The organism is Kurthia populi, assembly GCF_042686175.1.
Taxonomy (GTDB): domain Bacteria; phylum Bacillota; class Bacilli; order Bacillales_A; family Planococcaceae; genus Kurthia; species Kurthia populi.
Map to the genome: position 1 here is coordinate 1 of NZ_JBHUOR010000044.1, position 19,340 is coordinate 19,340.

Consider the following 19,340-nt stretch of genomic DNA (forward strand, 5'->3'; position numbering starts at 1 on the left):
AAGCACTTTCATTGATCAACAATCGACCAAGAAAGTGCCTCAACTGGAATACCACACAGGATGCATTTGAATGTGAAGTGGTGCAGTTAATTTGACAATCTATCAGATAAAAAAGCAGGAATCGTAATAGACACGATTCCTGCTTTTTTTATTAAATCCCTTGAAGGAAATAAGCCAACACTCATTCCACTCAAAACATTCTAGCGATTACGACGGTTACGGTTACGTAAGAATGTTGGGATTTCTAATTCGTCTTGTTGAGACTGTTGTTGTTGTGTTTGTTGAGGCTGTGTTTGTTGCACAGGTTGGTGCGTTTGTTGTACAGGTTGTTGGTGCGTTTGTTGTGTAGCTGGACGTGATGGTTGCACTGGACGCTGGCTACCACCTTGACCATTTGGATACGCATTATGTGTTTCAGAGAAATCTGTCGCGATAACTGTCACAACGATTTCATCTTTTAAGTTATCATTGATTACGGCACCGAAGATGATATTTTCATCGTCGTCCGGTGCAGCAGCACTTGAGATGATGTCCGCTGCTTCTTGGACTTCAAATAAGCTTAGGCTTGAGCCACCAGTGATGTTTAATAATACACCTTTCGCTCCGGCAATGGATGTTTCAAGTAATGGACTTGAAATGGCTTTTTTCGCTGCTTCTTCTGCACGTTTTTCACCAGTTGCAATCCCAATACCCATCAGTGCTGAACCTTTGTTAGACATGATTGTTTTCACATCGGCAAAGTCAAGGTTGATTAAACCAGGTACAGCGATTAAATCTGAAATACCTTGGACACCTTGGCGTAATACGTTATCCGCTTCACGGAATGCTTCAAGCATAGGTGTATTTTTATCAACGATTTCTAATAGACGGTCGTTTGGAATAACGATTAATGTATCTACAGCTTCTTTCATCGTTGCAGTACCCGCTAATGCTTGAGATTGACGTTTACGGCCTTCGAATGAGAATGGACGTGTAACAACACCTACTGTTAAAGCGCCTAAATCACGAGCGATTTGAGCGATAACAGGAGCTGCCCCAGTACCAGTACCACCACCCATACCTGCAGTGACGAATACCATATCAGCGCCTTGTAGTGTTTCTTCTAGTTGTTCTTTGCTTTCTTCAGCAGCTTTTTTACCTACTTCAGGGTTGGCACCTGCGCCTAAACCACGAGTTAGTTTATCCCCGATTTGTAATTTAATATCTGCTTGCGATGTTAATAATGCTTGTGCGTCGGTATTAACTGCGATAAATTCTACACCTTGTACCCCATGTTCAATCATTCGGTTTACTGCGTTGTTACCGCCGCCACCAACACCAATAACTTTAATTACTGCTAGTGGGTTTTCGTTCTGTTCGAAACCAATCATCTCTATTCCTCCTATTTCTTCAGTCACTATCTATCGTTATGAAACGTTAATTAGTCTAAAATCCCTTTGAAGATTTTCTTTACTTTATCGCTGAATTTTTCTTTTGGTTGATGATTTGTTTCTTCATAATCATCTCGTGGTGCTGATTGTTGGTACTCCATTTGCTCTTGTTCATGCGATGGTTGTGCTGTACCTAACATCATATCATTTGAAGGTTGATTGAAATCACCTTCGTATTTATTGTAAAACTGATTATCAGCGTGTGCGTAACGAATTAAATTCACAGCTGATGTGTATTCAGGGTCACGAACGCCAATATATTGAGGTGCTGCAATACGGACACGCGTTTGTAGACAATCACGTACGAGTTGTGCGATACCTTCTAATTTAGCAACGCCACCTGTTAATACGACACCACCTGGTAAGCCTGAAAGATTTTGACGATAGAATTCATCTAAAATCAATTCGAACAGCTCTTCAAGACGCATACTAATAATTTCAGAAATATAGCGTTGGCTAAATTGTTCTTTTGCATCTGCCCCAATGACAGGCACATCGAAAACTTCATTATCCGATGCTTCATTGAAATAAGCATGACCATATTCTAGTTTGATTTTTTCAGCTTGCTCCGTCGATGTGCGCAGTACGAGTGATAAATCCTTCGTAATATTTTCGCCACCTACTGGAATAACCGATGCATGTAGTAATTGATCGTCTTTAAAGACTGCGATTGTCGTTGTTTCGCCACCGATATCAATCAATGTCGTTCCACGATTTCGTTCATCTTTTGTTAACGCAAATGTGCCCGATGCTAACGGTTGCAAGTAAATTTCTTGGATATCTAAGCCTGCTTTTTCTACACAACGTAAGATATTGTGTAACACCGTTTTAGATGTTGTAATCATCGTTGCATCTACTTCAAGTCGAATGCCTAGCATGCCGCGAGGATCTTTAATTTCTGATACGCTATCTACTGTGTAATAGCGAGGTACTAAATTAATATGCTCACGATCTGGTGAAAGAGACATCATCTGAGCAGCGTCTAATACGCGGTTTACATCATCAGACGTAATCTCACGATTTTCATCGTTCTTCACGACAGCTACGACGCCCTTTGTATCTTGAAGTATCACATGAGCTGCTGGAATTCCTAAAATCACCTTATGTATAGACATACCGATCATTCGTTCAGCTTGGTCCACTGCACGTTTTATCGATTGTACTGTCGCATCAATATCCACAATGCTTCCTTTACGAATGCCTGTAGATTTCGCATTTCCTACACCAATAATGTGTACGGTCTCATCACTGACTTCGCCAATAATACATTTTACAGATGTAGAACCAATATCTAATGATACATATACTTCTGGTTCACCCATTAAGGCACCTCCTTATAAAATGATTTTTTATTACCTTATAGTTTATTGCAAAACTTTTTTATTGTCTAAAGATAGTATGAAAAACAACTTTTTAGTATGAAATTCGCTATACCTTTTCCCTACATTTCTTATATAGAAACACTGTATACTCCGTATTATTTCATATTTTTCAAAAGATTACACGCCACAGCAGGAAATATTCACAAATTCACTATTTTTAATACTTCTTAAATGAATTAGCAACCTCCATGTTGTAGACGCCTTTTTGAGTGCCACCTTTTTTCGCACGTTGCACCATTGCCGGATAGTACTGGAGCTTATATGCTAAATTTTTAACATCGATGTAGACGATATTACCATCCGTCATATAGAGCTTCGCATATTCACCGTATTTCTTTTCAATATTTGGTGAGATTTCCGAAATGGAATGAAGCAACTCAGCATCTAGTTGACTCAATTGTTTCACCGCGTTTTGACGTTTTTTCTCATTACTGAAACCTGTCATAATCGGCATATCAATTTCAGTGACCTTTTTTGATGTCGGTAAAATTGCACCATTTTCCAATACATATTCAATACGATTTGTACTATCACGGACATATGCAACTGGCTTATACTCCGTAATTTTTACATGAATATCACTTGGCCACACACGACTGACAACTGCTTTTTTTACTGTTTTTTCTTGTGACAATCGTTTTTCAACAACACGATTTTTATAACCCCAAAGAGAGTCCCCAGCATGTAAATCACTTTGCTGCTCATAATACTCCGCTGACTTTAACGTTGCGCCTTTCACCGTTACGCTGTCGATATGGCTAATCGGCAATTGTAAGTAAAGAAGTGCGAGCAGACACACCGCAAGGATACTCATAATGATGGCAAACTTTTTCGTATGCTTGTTCATCTTTTTGGGTGGACGCTTTTTTTTCTTCGGCTTGTTTGACGAAGTCATATCATTAGCGGCCTCTTGCAACTTAGAAAATTCGATAATTTTCTCCATGTGCTACTCACTTCTTTCTTCGTTTATTGCTGTAACGCCTCTACTGCTTTGACGAAGCGCTCGCCACGTACTTCAAAGCGAGAATATTGATCCCAGCTTGCACATGCTGGCGATAGTAAAATAACATCGCCTTCGTTTGAAACAGCATATGCTTTTTCTACAGCATCTTCAATCCACTCAGCACGTTCAATTGTTTCAACGCCACAAGACTTCGCAAATTCTGCAAAACGTTCCGCTGTTTCACCTGATACGACAACGGCATGAACATTTGGCATAAATTCACGTAATTCTTCAAATGAATGTCCACGATCTAAACCACCTGCTAATAACACAATTGGTTGTTTGAAAGCTGACAATGCACTGCGTGTTGCAAGTGTATTTGTCGCTTTTGAGTCATTGTAAAATTTACGACCATTCCACGTTGTCACAAATTGTGTACGGTGTTCTACGCCCGCAAATGTCGCTAGAACGTGTTCCATCGCTTGTTGTGGTGTATCAAGTAATTTTGCTGCTGCAATCGCACACATCGCATTCTCAACATTATGCTTACCTGGTAGTGCAATCATGTCACGCGCCATTAGCACTTCTCCATTCCAGTAAATATTGTCAGCATCACAGCTAATCCCTTGTTCAAGGATGCGTGTTGATGAAAATGGAATTTTTTGTGCTTTTGATTTCGCCGCATATGATGATACGATTTCTTGGTCTGCATTATAGATTAAGAAGTCTTGCTCATCTTGGTTACGCGTTACATTGAATTTTGCTTTCGCATATTCTTCCATTGTGCCGTGGTAATCGATATGTGCTTCAAATAAATTCGTCCAAATCGCAATATGCGGTTTAAATTCATTTGTGCCCATTAGTTGGAATGATGATAATTCCGTGACGATGACATTGTCTTGCTGTGCTTTTTCAGCAACGCCACAAGCGACCGTACCGATATTGCCAGCGATTAATGGTTTTCTATTACCTTCGTTCAAAATATTAAATAACAATGTTGTTGTCGTTGTTTTACCATTTGAACCAGTAATCCCAATCATTGGTGCTTCACTTACTAGATAAGCTAATTCCACCTCGGTCCATACCGGAATGCCACGTTCAATTGCATCTTTAACGATGATATTTGAATAAGGAATACCTGGGTTTTTGACAACGACTTCGAAGCCCTCATCAAGTAAATCTTCTGGGTGACGACCACAAATCACATGCATACCTTGCTCTAAAAGACGTTTTGCATCGTCATTGTCCTCAAATGGTTTTGAGTCATTGACCGTTACAAATGCGCCTAATTTGTGTAATAATTCCGCTGCTGCCACGCCACTTTTTGCTAAGCCTAATACTAATACTTTTTTATGTTCGAACATTGTTATTTTTTTCATCCTATAAAACCTCCGCAACCACTGCAATCACTGCTACGATTACTCCAACGCCCCAGAATGTAAGCACAACGCGCCACTCTGACCAGCCAGATAATTCGAAGTGGTGATGAATTGGGGTCATTTTAAATACACGTTTCCCTGTTTTTTTAAATACCGCTACTTGGATCATAACAGAAGCTGTTTCTACTACGAATACAAGCCCGATAATTAATAATAAAATTTCTTGGTGCGTTAAAATTGATAACGTCGCTAAAGCGCCACCAAGTGCTAATGAGCCTGTATCCCCCATGAAGACTTTCGCTGGGTTTTTGTTGAAGATAAGGAAACCTAATAATGAACCTGCTACCGCAAAGGCGAAAACAGCTAAATCATACTGTTCTTGTACGAATGCGATAATGGCATACGCTAAGAAAGCAACAGCTCCTGTACCTGATACGAGACCATCTAGACCATCTGTTAAGTTCACAGCGTTTGAGAAGCCAACTAACCAGAAAATCATGAATAATACATATACCCATCCTAAATGAATTGAGCTATCTGTGAATGGAATGTGTAGTGCATTTTCAAAACCACCAACATTCGTAATTAAGAAGTACGCTACGATTGAAATGATGATTTGTAAAATTAATTTTTGAATCGACGTTAGTCCTAAATTACGTTTGAAAAATACTTTCATTCCGTCATCTAGGAAACCAACGATACCAAAGCCAAGAAGCACGATTAATAATGCAACAGATTCTGCTGAAATTAAGCCCTTCCCTGCCCCGATAATTAATGTTGTTAAAATAATTGAAATTAAGAAGATGATACCACCCATTGTAGGTGTACCCGCTTTTTTCATGTGAGATTTTGGACCTTCCTCACGAATACTTTGACCAAATTTCAAGCGGTGTAATGCAGGGATTAACATCGGTGCAAGAATCGCTGAAATGGCGAATGCGACGATTAACGTCAAGAAAACTAATGATGCTGACATGTTTTTATTGCTCCTTTTAAACTTTTAAATACGTTATCTATCATAGTAGTTTCACTTTAAAATTAAAAGGTTTTTTCTAGAAAAGCCCTTTACAAATTCATCACAATTATGACTAAGCGATAACATTGTTCATTTTCAATATGAAACAGGAAAAAACCGAGCGTGGGCACGGTTTTAAATTCCCTGACATATAACTGTCGCCTAAACGACTATTTTTTTGTTTTTTTTGTACTTTTTGCATCCGTTTGCTTTAATGTAAGGGTTAGTTTTGAATCGGCATCTAAGGTTGTACCTTCTGGCAATGACTGTGTTGTCACAAAGCCCTCCCCTTTTATTGTAAACTGATGACCACTAAGTGACTGATAGGTTAATACATCACGCAGTGACCAGCCTTTAAACGAAGGTAGCTGAATGGTATCACTATCTGTTTTTAAGAACAGATGTGCACCCTCTAATACTATTTCGCCTTTTTCTGGATATTGTTGCACAATTTGCGTACCATTCTCACCGAGTATAATTGGTGTTAATTTTTGAGCTGCTAATTCTTGTGTCGCATCTTCAACGCCTAATGCTACATAGTCGCTCACTTCTACATCCTCTGCACGTTCTACTTCTTCCGGCTCAACATTTAAATATTTTAAACTACGGTCCATGACGGAATTAAATACTTCTGACGTTGGATCTGAGCCAACATATTTTTCGCCGAGCTTCGGTTTCTTAACAGCAATGTACATCACTAGTTCTGGATCATCTGCCGGGGCACTACCTAAGAAGGAATACAGGAATTGATTTTTCCCCCATGAATAGCCGCCACCCGCTTTAGGAATTTGTGCGGTACCCGTTTTACCGGTTACTGTATAATCTTCACTCGCAAATTTTTGAGCCGTTCCGTGTTCGGATGTAACGGTTGTCGCTAATGTCTCACGTACTTCTTTAGCCGTTTCTGCTGAAATTGGCTGGCCTTTAACAGTCGGTTCATGTTGCTCAACCGTTTTACCAGTGTTAGGGTCGACAATTTTTTCAATGACATACGGCTGCATCATCTTGCCATCATTTGCAATGGCTGAATAGGCTTGAATCATTTGAATTGGCGTCGCCGTTGATCCTTGACCATAGGCCGTTGTGACAACATTGATTGGGTATTGATTTAACAATTTACCCGACACTTCACCAGGTAAATCAATTCCTGTCTTCGTACCAAAACCAAATGTTTTCAATGAATCCATAAATGTTTCAGGACCAATTCGTTTTAGTAAGTTCGCCATCCCTACATTTGAAGAGCGTTGAATCCCTTCTAAATAAGTAATGCGACCCCAACCACTCTGATTACTATCACGAATCGTGGAATCATATACTTTGTATTGTCCTGATTGGAATGTGGCATTTGGCTCCCAGTTACCATTTTCGATTGCTGTTGCAAGCGTAAAAGTTTTCATTGTAGAGCCCGGTTCAATCGTTTGTTCTGTTAAATAGTTCGCCCAGCTATTTTCTAAGCCTTCACGCGTTTTCAAGTTAAACGTTGGGCGCTGTGACATCGCTAAAATACGACCCGTTTTAGGATCGGCTACAATGGCCATCATCGATTCAGGATTGTATTTCTTCTGCACCTCTGACATAGAATCTTCTAAAAAACTTTGAATCATTTTATCAAGCGTTAGATAAATATTTTGACCGTCTTTGGCCGGTACGATTGTTTCATCCTTCATCGGTAATAAACGACCCCAGAAGTCACTTTCATATTCAAGTTTTCCGTTCGTACCCGATAATTCATCGTTGTACGTTCGTTCAATGCCCATCTCTCCACTTACTTTACGTGTAAATAACTGTGTCTCTTTATCACGAACTTCCTCTTCCTTGACAATCCCTACTAAATTGGATGCGAAAATGCCATTCGGATAAAAGCGCACAAGTTGCGTCTCGAAATTAATGCCTGGTAACTCTTCTGCTTCAATTTTCTTTTTTACACTATTCGGCAGATTGCGTCCTGCCTTATTAAACTCAACTTGATATCGATCAGCCTTTTGAGCCTTCACGATAATTTCACGAATTTCAGCTGGCGATAAATCAATATATTTTGAAAGCACGCGTGCTGTCTTATCGACATCTACGACGTGATAATCTTCTTTTAAATCTTTTGAAATCTCGGGCGTAATAATAGCATACATTTTATAGCGTTGTTCATCTTCCGCAATAATCGAGCCATTACGGTCCATAATCTTTCCGCGTGTCGCAGATAAATTTTCCTGCTTTGTATGTTTTTTCGCTACCGAGGCGGCCAAATCACGGCCTTCCGCTGAACCTGTCGCTTGGATTAAGGCAATCCTTACAAACATCAATAGAAAAAGGAGCCCAAAAATGCCTAGCATTAAAAAGGCTCCCCATCGATTTCCGAATACACTTTGTCGTTTACGTTTTGTCATTCTCCTGACACTACCTTCACTTTCGAATCAGATGTTAAGCCTAAAGCTTTTGCCTTCTTCATAATGCGCTCCGGTGTCGATAAGCTACTTACCTCATTTGATAATTCGCTATTTTCTAATTTAATCGAGTCAATTTTCTTTTCTGTTTGACTCATCTTTACAGACGTCGATTGGATTGACGATAGAGTGTTTAAATTCATCACAGCAAAAATAGCAATAATACTCATCATCACTACAAAACTCAACTTTTCTGCTTTTGACCATTTGAAAATTGAAATTTTACGACGGGTCTGAGGCTTTTTCTTCGGTTGTGGGGTAGGATTAAAATCTGGTTGTTGTTCAATATACGGTTGTTGTATGTAATCCTGCTTTGGTTTTGCTAATGCCATCTAAACGACTCCTCTCTAAGCTTTAATACGTTCGATAATACGTAATTTCGCTGAACGTGAGCGATTGTTTTCTTCTAATTCTTCATCACTTGGTAAAATCGGTTTGCGCGTTACCAATTTAAAGTCTGGTTTTAAATGCTCCGGAATAACCGGTAAACCTGGTGGTAAATCTGGTAGCGACGATTTTTCTTTAAACAATGTTTTACATAAACGGTCCTCTAATGAGTGGAATGTAATCACACTCACGCGGCCCTCAACATCGATTAAATCAAGTGCTTGTTGTAATGAATCCTCGGCTGCCCCTAGCTCATCATTTACGGCAATACGGATTGCTTGGAATACGCGTTTTGCCGGGTGCCCACCTTTACGGCGAGCTGCTGCTGGAATACCATCTTTAATTAGTTCAACAAGTTGGCTTGTCGTTTCGATTGGCGCTTTTGCACGCGCTTCCTCAATTTTACGAGCAATTTGTTTTGAAAATTTTTCTTCGCCATAACGATAGAAAATACGAACAAGATCTGAATAATCCCATTCGTTTACGACGTGGAATGCTGTGAGTGCAGCGGTTTGGTCCATACGCATATCTAGTGGCGCATCTTGGTGATAACTAAAGCCGCGCTCCGCCACATCAAGTTGTGGTGAAGATACCCCTAAGTCATATAGAATGCCATCAACCGTTGTGATACCTAGTGCTGATAATTCCTGCTGAATATAGCGGAAGTTTGAGTGCACAAAAGTCACGCGGTCTAAATATGGTGCTAGTCTTTCTTTTGCATTGTCGATTGCAATTTGGTCTTGGTCAAAACAAATTAACCTACCTTCGTCCGACAGCTGACTTACGAGATATTCACTGTGTCCAGCGCCGCCGAGCGTACAATCTACATAAATGCCATCAGGACGAATGTTCAAACCATCGACTGTTTCTTTTAATAATACGGTTGTGTGATTGAACATTTTAAGTCCTCCAAAATCAAAATATCTTATTATACGCGTTTACTAACCTAGTACCGCACGTACTGAAAAAGTAAACGCGTATAATGAATAAGTGAAACATCGTACAGCAATATATTCCCCAATACCCCTATTTTCAAAAGCTATTTTGAAAAAATATACCGTTAACCCTATAAACTATCCCACTTTATACAGTAAATGTACCACATTCGTCGTTTTTACTCTACAAAATCCTGTATAATTGTGCAAAATTCCAAAAAAATAAGCATTTAATCCCTATTAAAAGATTATAATATGATAAATTTCACATTGATACCTTAAAAAAGTAATTAATATTATGCTTTTATGCCTTTTAGGACGTTAAAAATTAAAAAAAGATGCTATCAAAGCATCTTTTTTAGTGTTATAAATAAACAATTTGATGACGACCATCAATTGTATACGGTAATGTCAGTAAATCATCTACTAATGTCATACCATAGTCATTTAAATATGGATACGGTGTATACGTACGTTCTTGGAAGCCTCCAAGTGGTAATAAATCACGTTCGATATCTCCAAAGCGACGCATCGCCACATCATGTTTCATTAATACTTCTTGCTCAATCTTACGCATCATAAAATCAAGCTGTGATTTATGGAAGTTTAAGTTTTTATCAACGAGCGTATTAACATGTAAATCATTCGCAATTAAATGCTCATGCAATGCTGCATATTGTTTTTCAATTAAACGTTTTGTTGTTTCAAGCGTTTGCTGTGCTTCTTTGTCATATACTTGCGCTTTAAAGCTTTCGCGTAAGTCGTCTACTTTTCCTTCTAACGCATCTTTTACCGTTAACTGCAAATCATCAAGTAGCGCCTGTGTATGTGATGTTACCATCGTAATATTTAAACGTGGTGTGAATACCGGTACTTTCATGCCTAATGTCTCAAAACCCTCTTTCAGCGTTGACCAATAAGCAAGCTCACCAGGTCCCCCAACAAATGATAGTACTGGAAGCACCATATCTTGCATCATTGGACGTGTCACTACATTATTACTGAAGTGGCCCGCCGCTGCTTGTTGTTTCATTTCATCTACTGTGAAGTGAACATTCGCCGCATGATTTAAAAACTTACCATCCTTACGCACTAATAAGTAGCGTGCGCCGTCCTCTGTGTAAAATAAGTTTGCCGCATCTTCTGTAGCACCGATTGGCATTGGATAGCCAAGTTCGACCAAATGCGCTTCACGCGCTGTAACAACTTTGGCGATTTCTTCTGAATGGTCGATTAATCGTTCAAAATAGGGTGCTTCGTATGCGCGTAGCTTTTCATCCGCCGCATCCAGCATTAATAAGCCATACTCTTTAAATAACCCGTGCATTAAGCGTACAAAGAAGTCTGTAAATGTCGTTGTTTGCTCAACTTCCGCTAACACGCTCGCTAATAAATCTTTCGTGTACGCTGTTTCGCCAAAGGATGCAAAAATTTCTTTCACCCATTCCGTTAATGCCACGCGGTCAAGCACTGTATACGATGCCTGTTTTTTATGCTTCGTTTTTTCACCAAAATTCACTTTATGTAATGTGCTTGTGAATGTATGGTTAATTTCATCGATATCATGATCTTCCCCAGCAATCCAAAAGACTGGTACAACAGGTACACCGAGTTTTTCACGCTGCTCATTAGCTAAGACGATGACCGTAATCGCTTTATGTACAGAATAAAGCGGTCCTGTTAATAACCCAGCTTGCTGTCCACCAACAACGGCTACCGCATTCTCTTCTAATTCTTTTAAATGTTGCTCATCTTTTGGTGATAAGCCATATGGCGCCATAAAGTCGCGGATAATGTCGGCTAACTCCTGACGACGCACGGGATGATTTTTTAAATCATTCAGACGTTGTTCAAACGCTTCTTGTGTTTGTTCATAATGGAAAAAGGCTGCTACATCCCCTTGTTGTTGATAACTATTTAATAAAGGGTTTGTTGCCTTTAACTCAACTTGTTCCAATCTCATAGTCGCTCTTACTCCTCTTCGAATGTTTCACTCCTAGTAGCAGTATATCATTTCCTACTTTGTGAAATATATAAATGTGCTTACGGCATAAACAAATGCATGACCCATAACACAATATAGATAAAGCTATATAATAAAAAGACGATGCGCCAAGTGCGCTTTAATACGCCTAAAAATTTCAGTTCTTCTTTCATGCGCCATTCAAGCGTTGTCATAAGCATTAACAACACAACAGCAACAATCCATGTGAGAACACCTAAATCGACATCAAAATAATTTTTTGCGAGCTGCGGTATGGAAAAAAGCAACACAAATGTTGTAATATCTGCTGCTGCACCAAATGCGCGATGGCCTTTTTTGATTAGTTTCATAAACAGAAAAACGATTAAAAAGATGCCCCATGGAAATTGGGCGCATAATTCAAAAATTGTCGACAATATGCCCATTCCATCCACCCCCCTTTTTTTACCTTATGCAAGTATAATAATGTTTGAAGCTAAAATGCAAATCGAATTCAATTTTACAACATAAAAAAAACGAAGACCTCTCTTGCTAAAACACGAGAAATCTTCGTTTAAAACCATGCATTATTTTTTGTTTTTTGATAGAAAACGATCGACTGCTGCTAAATGCGGCTCTTGCTCCCAAAGTAGTGAACATGTGGCCACCTCTTGTTGAATACGTGTATAAAGTCCGGCATTTTTCCACTTACGAATCTCCATCTCTTTGTACGCCTTATGGACACCTGGCTCCACTTTACGCATATCCTCAATAAATTCTTCAAGAGCATTTCGAGGCTCCCCCTCAAAGACGCGCATTGCCCAGCCAATATCATATAGTTGCTGTGCAGGATATGTTTTCGCATCTACTAGCATTTTGAGTGCGCGGTCATGACGCAGCCCGCGCTCAAATAAGTACGTTCCGCCACCCCAACCGGTCGTAATGGCAAGTGTCCCTTGAATAAAGCCACATTTCGCTTCGGCAGCCACGAGACGGAAATCACAAGCTGTAGCAATCTCACAGCCGCCCCCTACTGCTGTGCCATTAATTAATGCGATTGTCGGTACAGGAAGTGTCGCCCATTCATATAATAGTTCTGCCATCTTCGACAACATGCTTGACGCTTGTTCTGCCGTCGTCAGCGTATGAAACTCAGATAAATCCCCACCTGAGCAAAATGCGCGGTCTCCCGTGCCTGTAATGACTAAAAAACGTACTGTATCATGTGTATGTACATAATCAATTACTTCACGGAAGCCATCCATCACGTCATCATTAATTGCATTACGACGTTCTGGACGGTCAATTGTAAACGTTAAAACGCCATCTACTTCCTCAAAAAAATACCCCTTTGTCATCTCTATCACCCTTTGTTTATTTTTTCGGAAACATACCTGTATAATAGCAATTTAATAAGAAAGTTGGCAATAGTGGAAAATTTTTACGTCCTATGATAAAAAAAGAACGTAGTACCGATTAACAGATACTACGCTCTTTTATGTGTGTGTGAAACTAGATTTTTTCCATGAATTACCGGGTCAGACCCGATATTAAAAAGGCCGCCAAAGAGCCATGGTCTCTCTAGCGGTCTCTCTCAGTTGAAAACTGAAATTATTTGCTGATAACTTCTTTACCTTTGTATGAACCACAAGCTTTACATACGTGGTGAGCAAGTTTTAGTTCGCCACAGTTAGGGCAAGCTACCATACCCGGTACAGCTAATTTGATGTGCGTACGACGTTGACGTTTCGCAGTTTTAGAAGTTCTTCTAAATGGTACAGCCATGAATGGCACCTCCTTACAGATTCTTATTCATCTGTTTGATCAAAAAATTTAGCTAAATTAGCTAATCTTGGATCTACTTTTTTTTCGTCATTTTGTTTCTGACGAGTCAAATCTTCTTCCGACATAATCGACCAATGATCGTTTTTCGGATTCATAATTTGTGCATCTTCCTTATACACTTGCATTGGAATCTCTAATAAAATTAGTTCTTCCAATACAGGGTCGACATGGATAACATCGCCCTCTACAGGGTGAATATTATCTTGTTCATCATGACCAGCCATATCTCCCCAGCGGAAAATTTCCACCATGTCGATGTCGATTGGGTAAATGACGTCTTCCCAAGTTCGCGCACAAGGAAGCGTTAGCGTCGTCGTCACGCGAAAATGACAATTCATTTGCTCTGAACCGAAAGTCGCTAAACCTTCGACATGTACAGGAGCAATTGTGCGAATGTCGCTATTGCGTTCCATTACGCTATCCAGTTGAACATCAGCGTTCACTGGCATCCCGCTTTGGCGATATTTCGATAATTGTGGGATTGCCCATTTCATATATATTATCACCTCAAGACAACAAAATTGATTATATAATGTGAATAAATAGATGTCAAGATATTTTCTTGTCACTACTCTCAAAGTCGGCTTATAATCATTAATAGTTAGTATAAACGGAGTGATTCTATGAATGCAACAGGTATAATTGTTGAATATAACCCTTTTCATAACGGGCACCTACATCATATCAAACAATCGCGTAATTTAACAGATGCAGATATCGTAATTGCCGTGATGAGTGGCCACTTTTTACAACGTGGCGAACCAAGCTTTGCAGACAAGTGGCTGCGAACAGAAATGGCGCTTCAAAATGGCGCAGATATCGTCGTTGAATTGCCCTATGCGTTTGCGACAGCACCAGCAGTCGATTTTGCAAAAGGTGGCGTGGCACTTTTAGCGGCCTTAAAATGTCGTGCCCTGGCATTTGGTAGCGAACAAGGGCAAATCGAGCCTTTTTTAGCCACTTACGACGCGATAGAGGGCGACAATGCCACTTTCCAGAAAAATGTACAGCACGCCGTCAAAAGCGGTCTAAGCTATCCTAAAGCCTTAAATTCAGCCTACAGCCAAATGACCACAAAAAATAACGGTTCATTTGCCGGTTTGACACAGCCAAATAATATTTTAGGCTATCACTATGTCGAACAAATTTTCAAACAAAAAAGTGCCATGCAAGCCGTGACCATTCCACGTATTGCATCGGGCTATCACGATCATATTTTAGCCGGCACGACGATTCAAAGCGCTACAGGCATTCGAGAAGCTGTTTTTGACGGCAGCTTACAAGATGTCGAAGCATTTATGCCGGCCAGTAATTTTTCATTATTACAGCAGGCAACGCTTATGAACTGGGATGTTCTTTATCCTACGCTGCGTTATATGCTACTGCGTTTAAGTCCTTCTGAAATCGCGGCCCATGCCGAGGTCACAGAGGGCATTGAATATTTATTGCAAAAAGCTGCGCGCACAAGCGACACCTTTACGCAGTTTATGACACGTATTAAATCAAAGCGCTACACATGGACGCGCCTACAACGGATGCTCACACATATTTACACCGGCTTTACGAAAGCACAGCTAGTCGAGGCAAGTATGCCACACTACATTCGCCTACTCGGCATGACGGAAAATGGTCAGCGCTATATTTCGGCACATAAAAAAGAATTTACGTTACCACTTGTCAGCCGCGTTGCCGCGTTTGATGATCCGATGCTTTCGCAAGATTGTAAGGCAACAGATTTATATTGCCTTGCACAACAGCGTGCACCGGGTGAAGATTTTAGACGTCCACCCATTCGAATTTAACGATGTTAAAGAGGCTTTGATATACGTGTAAAAAACCGCTCCTATGAGCATAAGAAAAACCGGAACCGCGTTTTAGTGCGGTTTCGGTTTTTCGTTGCGAACGCGGCAAAAAGAAAATGATATGTTTTGTCCGAGTCTCTTTTTAATTAGCTTCTTTTAAATTTTTTAAATAGTTAAGTGCATCCGCAGCCGTTTTCACCGGAACAATTTTCATGTCCGTATTAATTTTTTCGGCTTCTGCTTTTGCTTCATCGTAATTTGATTCGATTTTAAGCTTTGGTGCGACTTTTTTATACACCGAAATATCATCATCTGGTGCAAAGAAAATATCAGCGCCCGCTTTATCTGCCGCAATGACTTTTTTATCGATGCCACCGATGCGACCAACCGTGCCATCCTCATTCATCGAGCCCGTCCCTGCGATATCATGCCCTTTCGCTAAGTCACCAGGTGTTAATTGATCAATAATTTCAAGTGTAAACATCAGGCCCGCCGATGGACCCCCAATGCTCTCAGAATCGATTTTTACTTTTGGATTTGTCGTAATGGATTTACTATCTGTAAACGAAATGCCGACCCCAATGCGACCATCCGCATCCGGAATTTTTTTTAATGTGACATTCTTTTTCATTATTTTACCATCACGCTTAAAAGTTAACTTCACCTGGTCACCTTTGTCTTTTTTCGCAATGTAATCCGATAACTCGCCACTTTTCACTAATTTTTTATGGTCGATTTTCATCACTTCATCGCCAACTTCTAAAATACCATCTGCGGCACCTTTTTTAACGACCGATGCCACGTAAATGCCATCATAATTCACTTCATAATCTTTTCCTGTTTCTTTAAAAGCAACATACTTCGCATTAAACTGGGAATCGCTCATTAAATGGAGCTGACGTTCATTGTATTCCTTATTGGATTCATTATCGCCAAGCACTTCTTTTTCTGTCATGATTTCCTGCGTATCATTCAGTTTGGCATACACATATGTAAACGGTGTTGCAACTGCCATCGATACCGTCATCATATTTAATTTACCAGGGCCCGGCTCATCGCCGTTCTCTACTTTTACATAATCTGATAACTCATAGGCATTTCCCGGCTTCATGATGTAATAATGTAGTGGGTACATAAAGCCAAATGCCAAAATCGCAATGACTACAAGCCACGCGAAAAAACGTTTTTTATTCATTTGATGGCCCCCTCTCTGTCGTGTAAGACGTCTAATCTGTCATTATGTTACCGCTTTTTCATACTTTTCTACAACAAAAAAGACTACCACGTTCACAGCAGTAGCCTCATCGCTTTATTTCGTTATGTTGAATTTTTCAAGAAGTGCATCTTCAATAATTTGTGGCACAAGCCCATGGATATTCCCACCGTACTGCGCCACCTCTTTGACAATGCTTGAGCTTAAGAATGAGTACTCATTCTTTGTCATAATGAAAAATGTCTCGATATGTTTATCTAAGAATCGGTTCATTGATGTAATTTGCATTTCATACTCAAAATCAGATACTGCGCGTAAACCCCTCACAATCGCACTTGCATTTTTGCTTTGTGCATAGTCTACAAGTAACCCCGCCGATTGTTCAATGCGTACATTCGGAATCTCCTTTGTCACTTCACCAATTAACGCCATACGCTCATCCACTGTGAAAAGCGGTTTTTTTGATGAATTGTTTAATACCGCAACATAGACAATATCAAATACTTCTGCTGCTCGTTTAATAATATCTAAGTGGCCGTTTGTGACCGGATCAAAACTTCCAGGTACAACTGCAATTTTCTCCAACCTATTCCCCTTCTTCCTCTAAGCGATAAAACGAAATAATCGTACTACCGTATTTTTCTTCACGATATTTCGTAAACGTCGCCATTTGGTCTGGCAAAACGAGTTGATTATCGTGTTCACACACTATAATACCATCTTTTGTCACGACATTGTTTGCAATAATGTCCTCGACCATTTTGTAATAGCTATGCTTTGCGTAAGGTGGGTCTAAAAAGATTAAATCCGCTTGGATTTCACGTTTAATTAGGAGTTTTAAAGCGCGTGTTGCATCATTACGATACGCTTCTGTGACATCCTCATAGCGGCATTTCTCAATATTTTCTTTTAAGTTTTGGTAGGCTTTGCTATCTTTTTCGATAAAGATGGCTTTATCCATACCACGGCTTAATGCCTCGATGCCTAAACCACCGCTACCAGCAAATAGGTCTAGCACCGTACCGCCATCAAAAAATGGACCTAAAATGTTAAATAGTGATTCTTTTACTTTATCTGTTGTTGGACGCGTTGTATTGCCGTTGACAGCTTTTAACGGCATACCTTTGCGTTCTCCTGCGATTACTCTCATAAATTTGATCCCTCATTATTTCAGCGCGTCATCGGAAATCGTAATATCAATTCGCTTGTCTGCCTTTTGAATATCTGCTCCAAATAGACGTAGTAGCCAAGTTTCTTCGATATAATAATGACCGTTAATTACCTCAAATGGTTGTGAGGCAATGTCGTAGCGCTTGTTGTTATATACATAAAATGCAGACGACATCGGGAAGCGATAATGTTGTGATTTATTGCTCACATAATAACCGTTGTTACCCTTCTTCGCTGTATACCCTAGTGTATCAAATAATGCCTCTGCAGCATATAACACGCGACCATCTTTTAAAATAACTTGCATATTTTTTTGTTCGACTTTGTTGACATAAATCGTTCGACTATCCTCAAACAACAGTGGCGCAACCTTTTTTGACTGGGCATTCATCGTGAAATAACTCGTCGCAGAGTCTAATGTTTGGCCAAGTAGCTTATCAAGCTTCGATGTCGAAATCTTTTCGCCTTCTAAACTTTCTAGACCATTTTTCCACGTATTTTTCTGCGCATCTGTCATGAAGTCATCTAATGTTGTCACCATTTCCTTCGTCTTTTGGTCCCCGTACTTATCACCCGTTAAAAACGATGCAACAACTGCCGGTAACCACGATGTGCCGGTAAACGTATAGTTCTGCTTCACTTGATTGACCGCAATTTGCTCAGCTAAGCGCATATCTGTAATGTTTTTCACAAATAAAATTCGGTAACCATCTTGTAAATTATTTGTTTGAATAATATCTAAATGATTCGAATTATTCATGGCTGTATTGCTAAGTGCTTTTTGCATCTTCTCGGTCACGATACCACGACCATAAATCGTCACTTCATCGCTTGTAAAGGCTTTTTTCATCGGTTTTTTTTGCCAGTACAGCTCATAAACTGCACCCTTTCCGCTAAAATACGAATAATCAATTAATGTCATCTTTTTCGTTGCAATATTGGGTAAACCTGTAAACCATTGACCCCCGATACGCTTCTCATCCGTAATATGGACTTGCGTTTGCATCACAATACCACGCTTTAACGTCGCGAAAATATTCGTTAATAACTTTTCAGATGTCATGCCTTTTTTTAGTGAAATCGTATATTGAATTTGCTGCGTCGCTGATTCTCCTTTTTTAAATTGTGTCATCGTCTTATCAAGACGCTCACAATTCACAGCATCCCCTGCTGCATCTTTCACACATTTTTTGCCGGTGCTAGCATGTTTAGGCCAGGAAATCGATACAGGCGACTTTGGTAAATTTGTAAAGGTTTGCTTGATGACTAATTTATTTCCTTGGTATGTCACATCAATCACCTGGTTATAACGAAAGGACTGTGCGACATCATCGAGCTTATCCGAATAGACGTGATATTGAAACGTCAGCATAATGCCATTTACAAATACCAATAATGCAAATAAAATAATGGCTACTTTTTTCATGTGCTAATCCCC

The 19,340-nt window shown here is 39.8% G+C and carries 18 protein-coding genes; 1 reads left to right on the plus strand and 17 read right to left on the minus strand.

The features are described from left to right. Positions 1–200: 200 nt before the first annotated feature. The 13 genes from ftsZ to ACFSY7_RS09310 form a co-directional block, all read right to left on the minus strand. Complete coding sequence (ftsZ, locus tag ACFSY7_RS09250) at positions 201–1,370, minus strand: cell division protein FtsZ (RefSeq protein ID WP_380147665.1); 1,170 nt, start codon at positions 1,368–1,370, stop codon at positions 201–203. A gap of 50 nt (positions 1,371–1,420) precedes the next feature. After that, positions 1,421–2,752: a cell division protein FtsA gene (gene ftsA / locus ACFSY7_RS09255; protein ID WP_380147666.1), complete on the minus strand. Its 1,332-nt coding sequence runs from the start codon at positions 2,750–2,752 to the stop codon at positions 1,421–1,423. A 217-nt stretch (positions 2,753–2,969) separates the two neighbouring features. Beyond that, the gene (locus tag ACFSY7_RS09260; protein WP_380147667.1) at positions 2,970–3,755 is read right to left on the minus strand and encodes a cell division protein FtsQ/DivIB; all 786 of its coding nucleotides are present in this window, start codon (positions 3,753–3,755) and stop codon (positions 2,970–2,972) included. 23 nt (positions 3,756–3,778) lie between these two features. Then, positions 3,779–5,134 (minus strand): UDP-N-acetylmuramoyl-L-alanine--D-glutamate ligase, encoded by a 1,356-nt coding sequence (gene murD, locus ACFSY7_RS09265; protein ID WP_380147668.1) that lies wholly within the window; start codon positions 5,132–5,134, stop codon positions 3,779–3,781. A gap of 1 nt (position 5,135) precedes the next feature. Continuing rightward, a complete protein-coding gene (gene mraY / locus ACFSY7_RS09270; RefSeq protein WP_020189368.1) occupies positions 5,136–6,110 on the minus strand; it encodes a phospho-N-acetylmuramoyl-pentapeptide-transferase in 975 nt (324 codons plus the stop codon). Between the two features lie 209 nt (positions 6,111–6,319). Further along, complete coding sequence (locus ACFSY7_RS09275; RefSeq protein WP_380147669.1) at positions 6,320–8,530, minus strand: penicillin-binding protein; 2,211 nt, start codon at positions 8,528–8,530, stop codon at positions 6,320–6,322. Further along, positions 8,527–8,919: a cell division protein FtsL gene (gene ftsL2, locus ACFSY7_RS09280; protein WP_020189366.1), complete on the minus strand. Its 393-nt coding sequence runs from the start codon at positions 8,917–8,919 to the stop codon at positions 8,527–8,529. The genes ACFSY7_RS09275 and ftsL2 overlap by 4 nt, the downstream gene beginning before the upstream one ends. A gap of 15 nt (positions 8,920–8,934) precedes the next feature. Then, on the minus strand, positions 8,935–9,873 hold the full coding sequence (rsmH, locus tag ACFSY7_RS09285; protein WP_380147670.1) for a 16S rRNA (cytosine(1402)-N(4))-methyltransferase RsmH: 939 nt from the start codon (positions 9,871–9,873) through the stop codon (positions 8,935–8,937). Positions 9,874–10,273: 400 nt separating this feature from the next. Then, the gene (gene bshC, locus ACFSY7_RS09290) at positions 10,274–11,872 is read right to left on the minus strand and encodes a bacillithiol biosynthesis cysteine-adding enzyme BshC (RefSeq protein ID WP_380147671.1); all 1,599 of its coding nucleotides are present in this window, start codon (positions 11,870–11,872) and stop codon (positions 10,274–10,276) included. An 80-nt stretch (positions 11,873–11,952) separates the two neighbouring features. After that, entirely contained in the window at positions 11,953–12,318 is a 366-nt protein-coding gene (locus tag ACFSY7_RS09295) for a DUF3397 family protein (protein WP_020189363.1), read from the minus strand. A 141-nt stretch (positions 12,319–12,459) separates the two neighbouring features. After that, a complete protein-coding gene (locus ACFSY7_RS09300; protein ID WP_020189362.1) occupies positions 12,460–13,230 on the minus strand; it encodes an enoyl-CoA hydratase/isomerase family protein in 771 nt (256 codons plus the stop codon). A gap of 253 nt (positions 13,231–13,483) precedes the next feature. Then, positions 13,484–13,657, minus strand: coding sequence for a 50S ribosomal protein L32 (rpmF, locus tag ACFSY7_RS09305; protein ID WP_020189361.1), 174 nt, complete (start codon positions 13,655–13,657; stop codon positions 13,484–13,486). A gap of 23 nt (positions 13,658–13,680) precedes the next feature. Next, the gene (locus ACFSY7_RS09310; protein ID WP_380147672.1) at positions 13,681–14,211 is read right to left on the minus strand and encodes a YceD family protein; all 531 of its coding nucleotides are present in this window, start codon (positions 14,209–14,211) and stop codon (positions 13,681–13,683) included. A 129-nt stretch (positions 14,212–14,340) separates the two neighbouring features. Here ACFSY7_RS09310 and ACFSY7_RS09315 point away from each other — a divergent pair, with 129 nt between their 5' ends. Beyond that, the gene (locus tag ACFSY7_RS09315) at positions 14,341–15,519 is read left to right on the plus strand and encodes a nucleotidyltransferase (protein WP_380147673.1); all 1,179 of its coding nucleotides are present in this window, start codon (positions 14,341–14,343) and stop codon (positions 15,517–15,519) included. Positions 15,520–15,661: 142 nt separating this feature from the next. Here ACFSY7_RS09315 and ACFSY7_RS09320 read toward each other — a convergent pair whose 3' ends face one another. The 4 genes from ACFSY7_RS09320 to ACFSY7_RS09335 form a co-directional block, all read right to left on the minus strand. Next, positions 15,662–16,714: a SepM family pheromone-processing serine protease gene (locus tag ACFSY7_RS09320; protein ID WP_380147674.1), complete on the minus strand. Its 1,053-nt coding sequence runs from the start codon at positions 16,712–16,714 to the stop codon at positions 15,662–15,664. A 114-nt stretch (positions 16,715–16,828) separates the two neighbouring features. Then, positions 16,829–17,317: a pantetheine-phosphate adenylyltransferase gene (coaD, locus tag ACFSY7_RS09325; RefSeq protein ID WP_020189357.1), complete on the minus strand. Its 489-nt coding sequence runs from the start codon at positions 17,315–17,317 to the stop codon at positions 16,829–16,831. Position 17,318: 1 nt separating this feature from the next. Next, the gene (gene rsmD / locus ACFSY7_RS09330; protein WP_020189356.1) at positions 17,319–17,882 is read right to left on the minus strand and encodes a 16S rRNA (guanine(966)-N(2))-methyltransferase RsmD; all 564 of its coding nucleotides are present in this window, start codon (positions 17,880–17,882) and stop codon (positions 17,319–17,321) included. Positions 17,883–17,897: 15 nt separating this feature from the next. Next, the gene (locus tag ACFSY7_RS09335) at positions 17,898–19,328 is read right to left on the minus strand and encodes a hypothetical protein (RefSeq protein ID WP_380147675.1); all 1,431 of its coding nucleotides are present in this window, start codon (positions 19,326–19,328) and stop codon (positions 17,898–17,900) included. Positions 19,329–19,340 lie beyond the last annotated feature (12 nt).

What these genes read in the sequence shown, in the direction of transcription:
- ftsZ (WP_380147665.1), bottom strand. Translation starts at nt 1,370, where the DNA reads ATGATTGGTTTCGAACAGAACGAAAACCCACTAGCAGTAATTAAAGTT.
- ftsA (WP_380147666.1), bottom strand. Translation starts at nt 2,752, where the DNA reads ATGGGTGAACCAGAAGTATATGTATCATTAGATATTGGTTCTACATCT.
- ACFSY7_RS09260 (WP_380147667.1), bottom strand. Translation starts at nt 3,755, where the DNA reads ATGGAGAAAATTATCGAATTTTCTAAGTTGCAAGAGGCCGCTAATGAT.
- murD (WP_380147668.1), bottom strand. Translation starts at nt 5,134, where the DNA reads ATGAAAAAAATAACAATGTTCGAACATAAAAAAGTATTAGTATTAGGC.
- mraY (WP_020189368.1), bottom strand. Translation starts at nt 6,110, where the DNA reads ATGTCAGCATCATTAGTTTTCTTGACGTTAATCGTCGCATTCGCCATT.
- ACFSY7_RS09275 (WP_380147669.1), bottom strand. Translation starts at nt 8,530, where the DNA reads ATGACAAAACGTAAACGACAAAGTGTATTCGGAAATCGATGGGGAGCC.
- ftsL2 (WP_020189366.1), bottom strand. Translation starts at nt 8,919, where the DNA reads ATGGCATTAGCAAAACCAAAGCAGGATTACATACAACAACCGTATATT.
- rsmH (WP_380147670.1), bottom strand. Translation starts at nt 9,873, where the DNA reads ATGTTCAATCACACAACCGTATTATTAAAAGAAACAGTCGATGGTTTG.
- bshC (WP_380147671.1), bottom strand. Translation starts at nt 11,872, where the DNA reads ATGAGATTGGAACAAGTTGAGTTAAAGGCAACAAACCCTTTATTAAAT.
- ACFSY7_RS09295 (WP_020189363.1), bottom strand. Translation starts at nt 12,318, where the DNA reads ATGGGCATATTGTCGACAATTTTTGAATTATGCGCCCAATTTCCATGG.
- ACFSY7_RS09300 (WP_020189362.1), bottom strand. Translation starts at nt 13,230, where the DNA reads ATGACAAAGGGGTATTTTTTTGAGGAAGTAGATGGCGTTTTAACGTTT.
- rpmF (WP_020189361.1), bottom strand. Translation starts at nt 13,657, where the DNA reads ATGGCTGTACCATTTAGAAGAACTTCTAAAACTGCGAAACGTCAACGT.
- ACFSY7_RS09310 (WP_380147672.1), bottom strand. Translation starts at nt 14,211, where the DNA reads ATGAAATGGGCAATCCCACAATTATCGAAATATCGCCAAAGCGGGATG.
- ACFSY7_RS09315 (WP_380147673.1), top strand. Translation starts at nt 14,341, where the DNA reads ATGAATGCAACAGGTATAATTGTTGAATATAACCCTTTTCATAACGGG.
- ACFSY7_RS09320 (WP_380147674.1), bottom strand. Translation starts at nt 16,714, where the DNA reads ATGAATAAAAAACGTTTTTTCGCGTGGCTTGTAGTCATTGCGATTTTG.
- rsmD (WP_020189356.1), bottom strand. Translation starts at nt 17,882, where the DNA reads ATGAGAGTAATCGCAGGAGAACGCAAAGGTATGCCGTTAAAAGCTGTC.
- ACFSY7_RS09335 (WP_380147675.1), bottom strand. Translation starts at nt 19,328, where the DNA reads ATGAAAAAAGTAGCCATTATTTTATTTGCATTATTGGTATTTGTAAAT.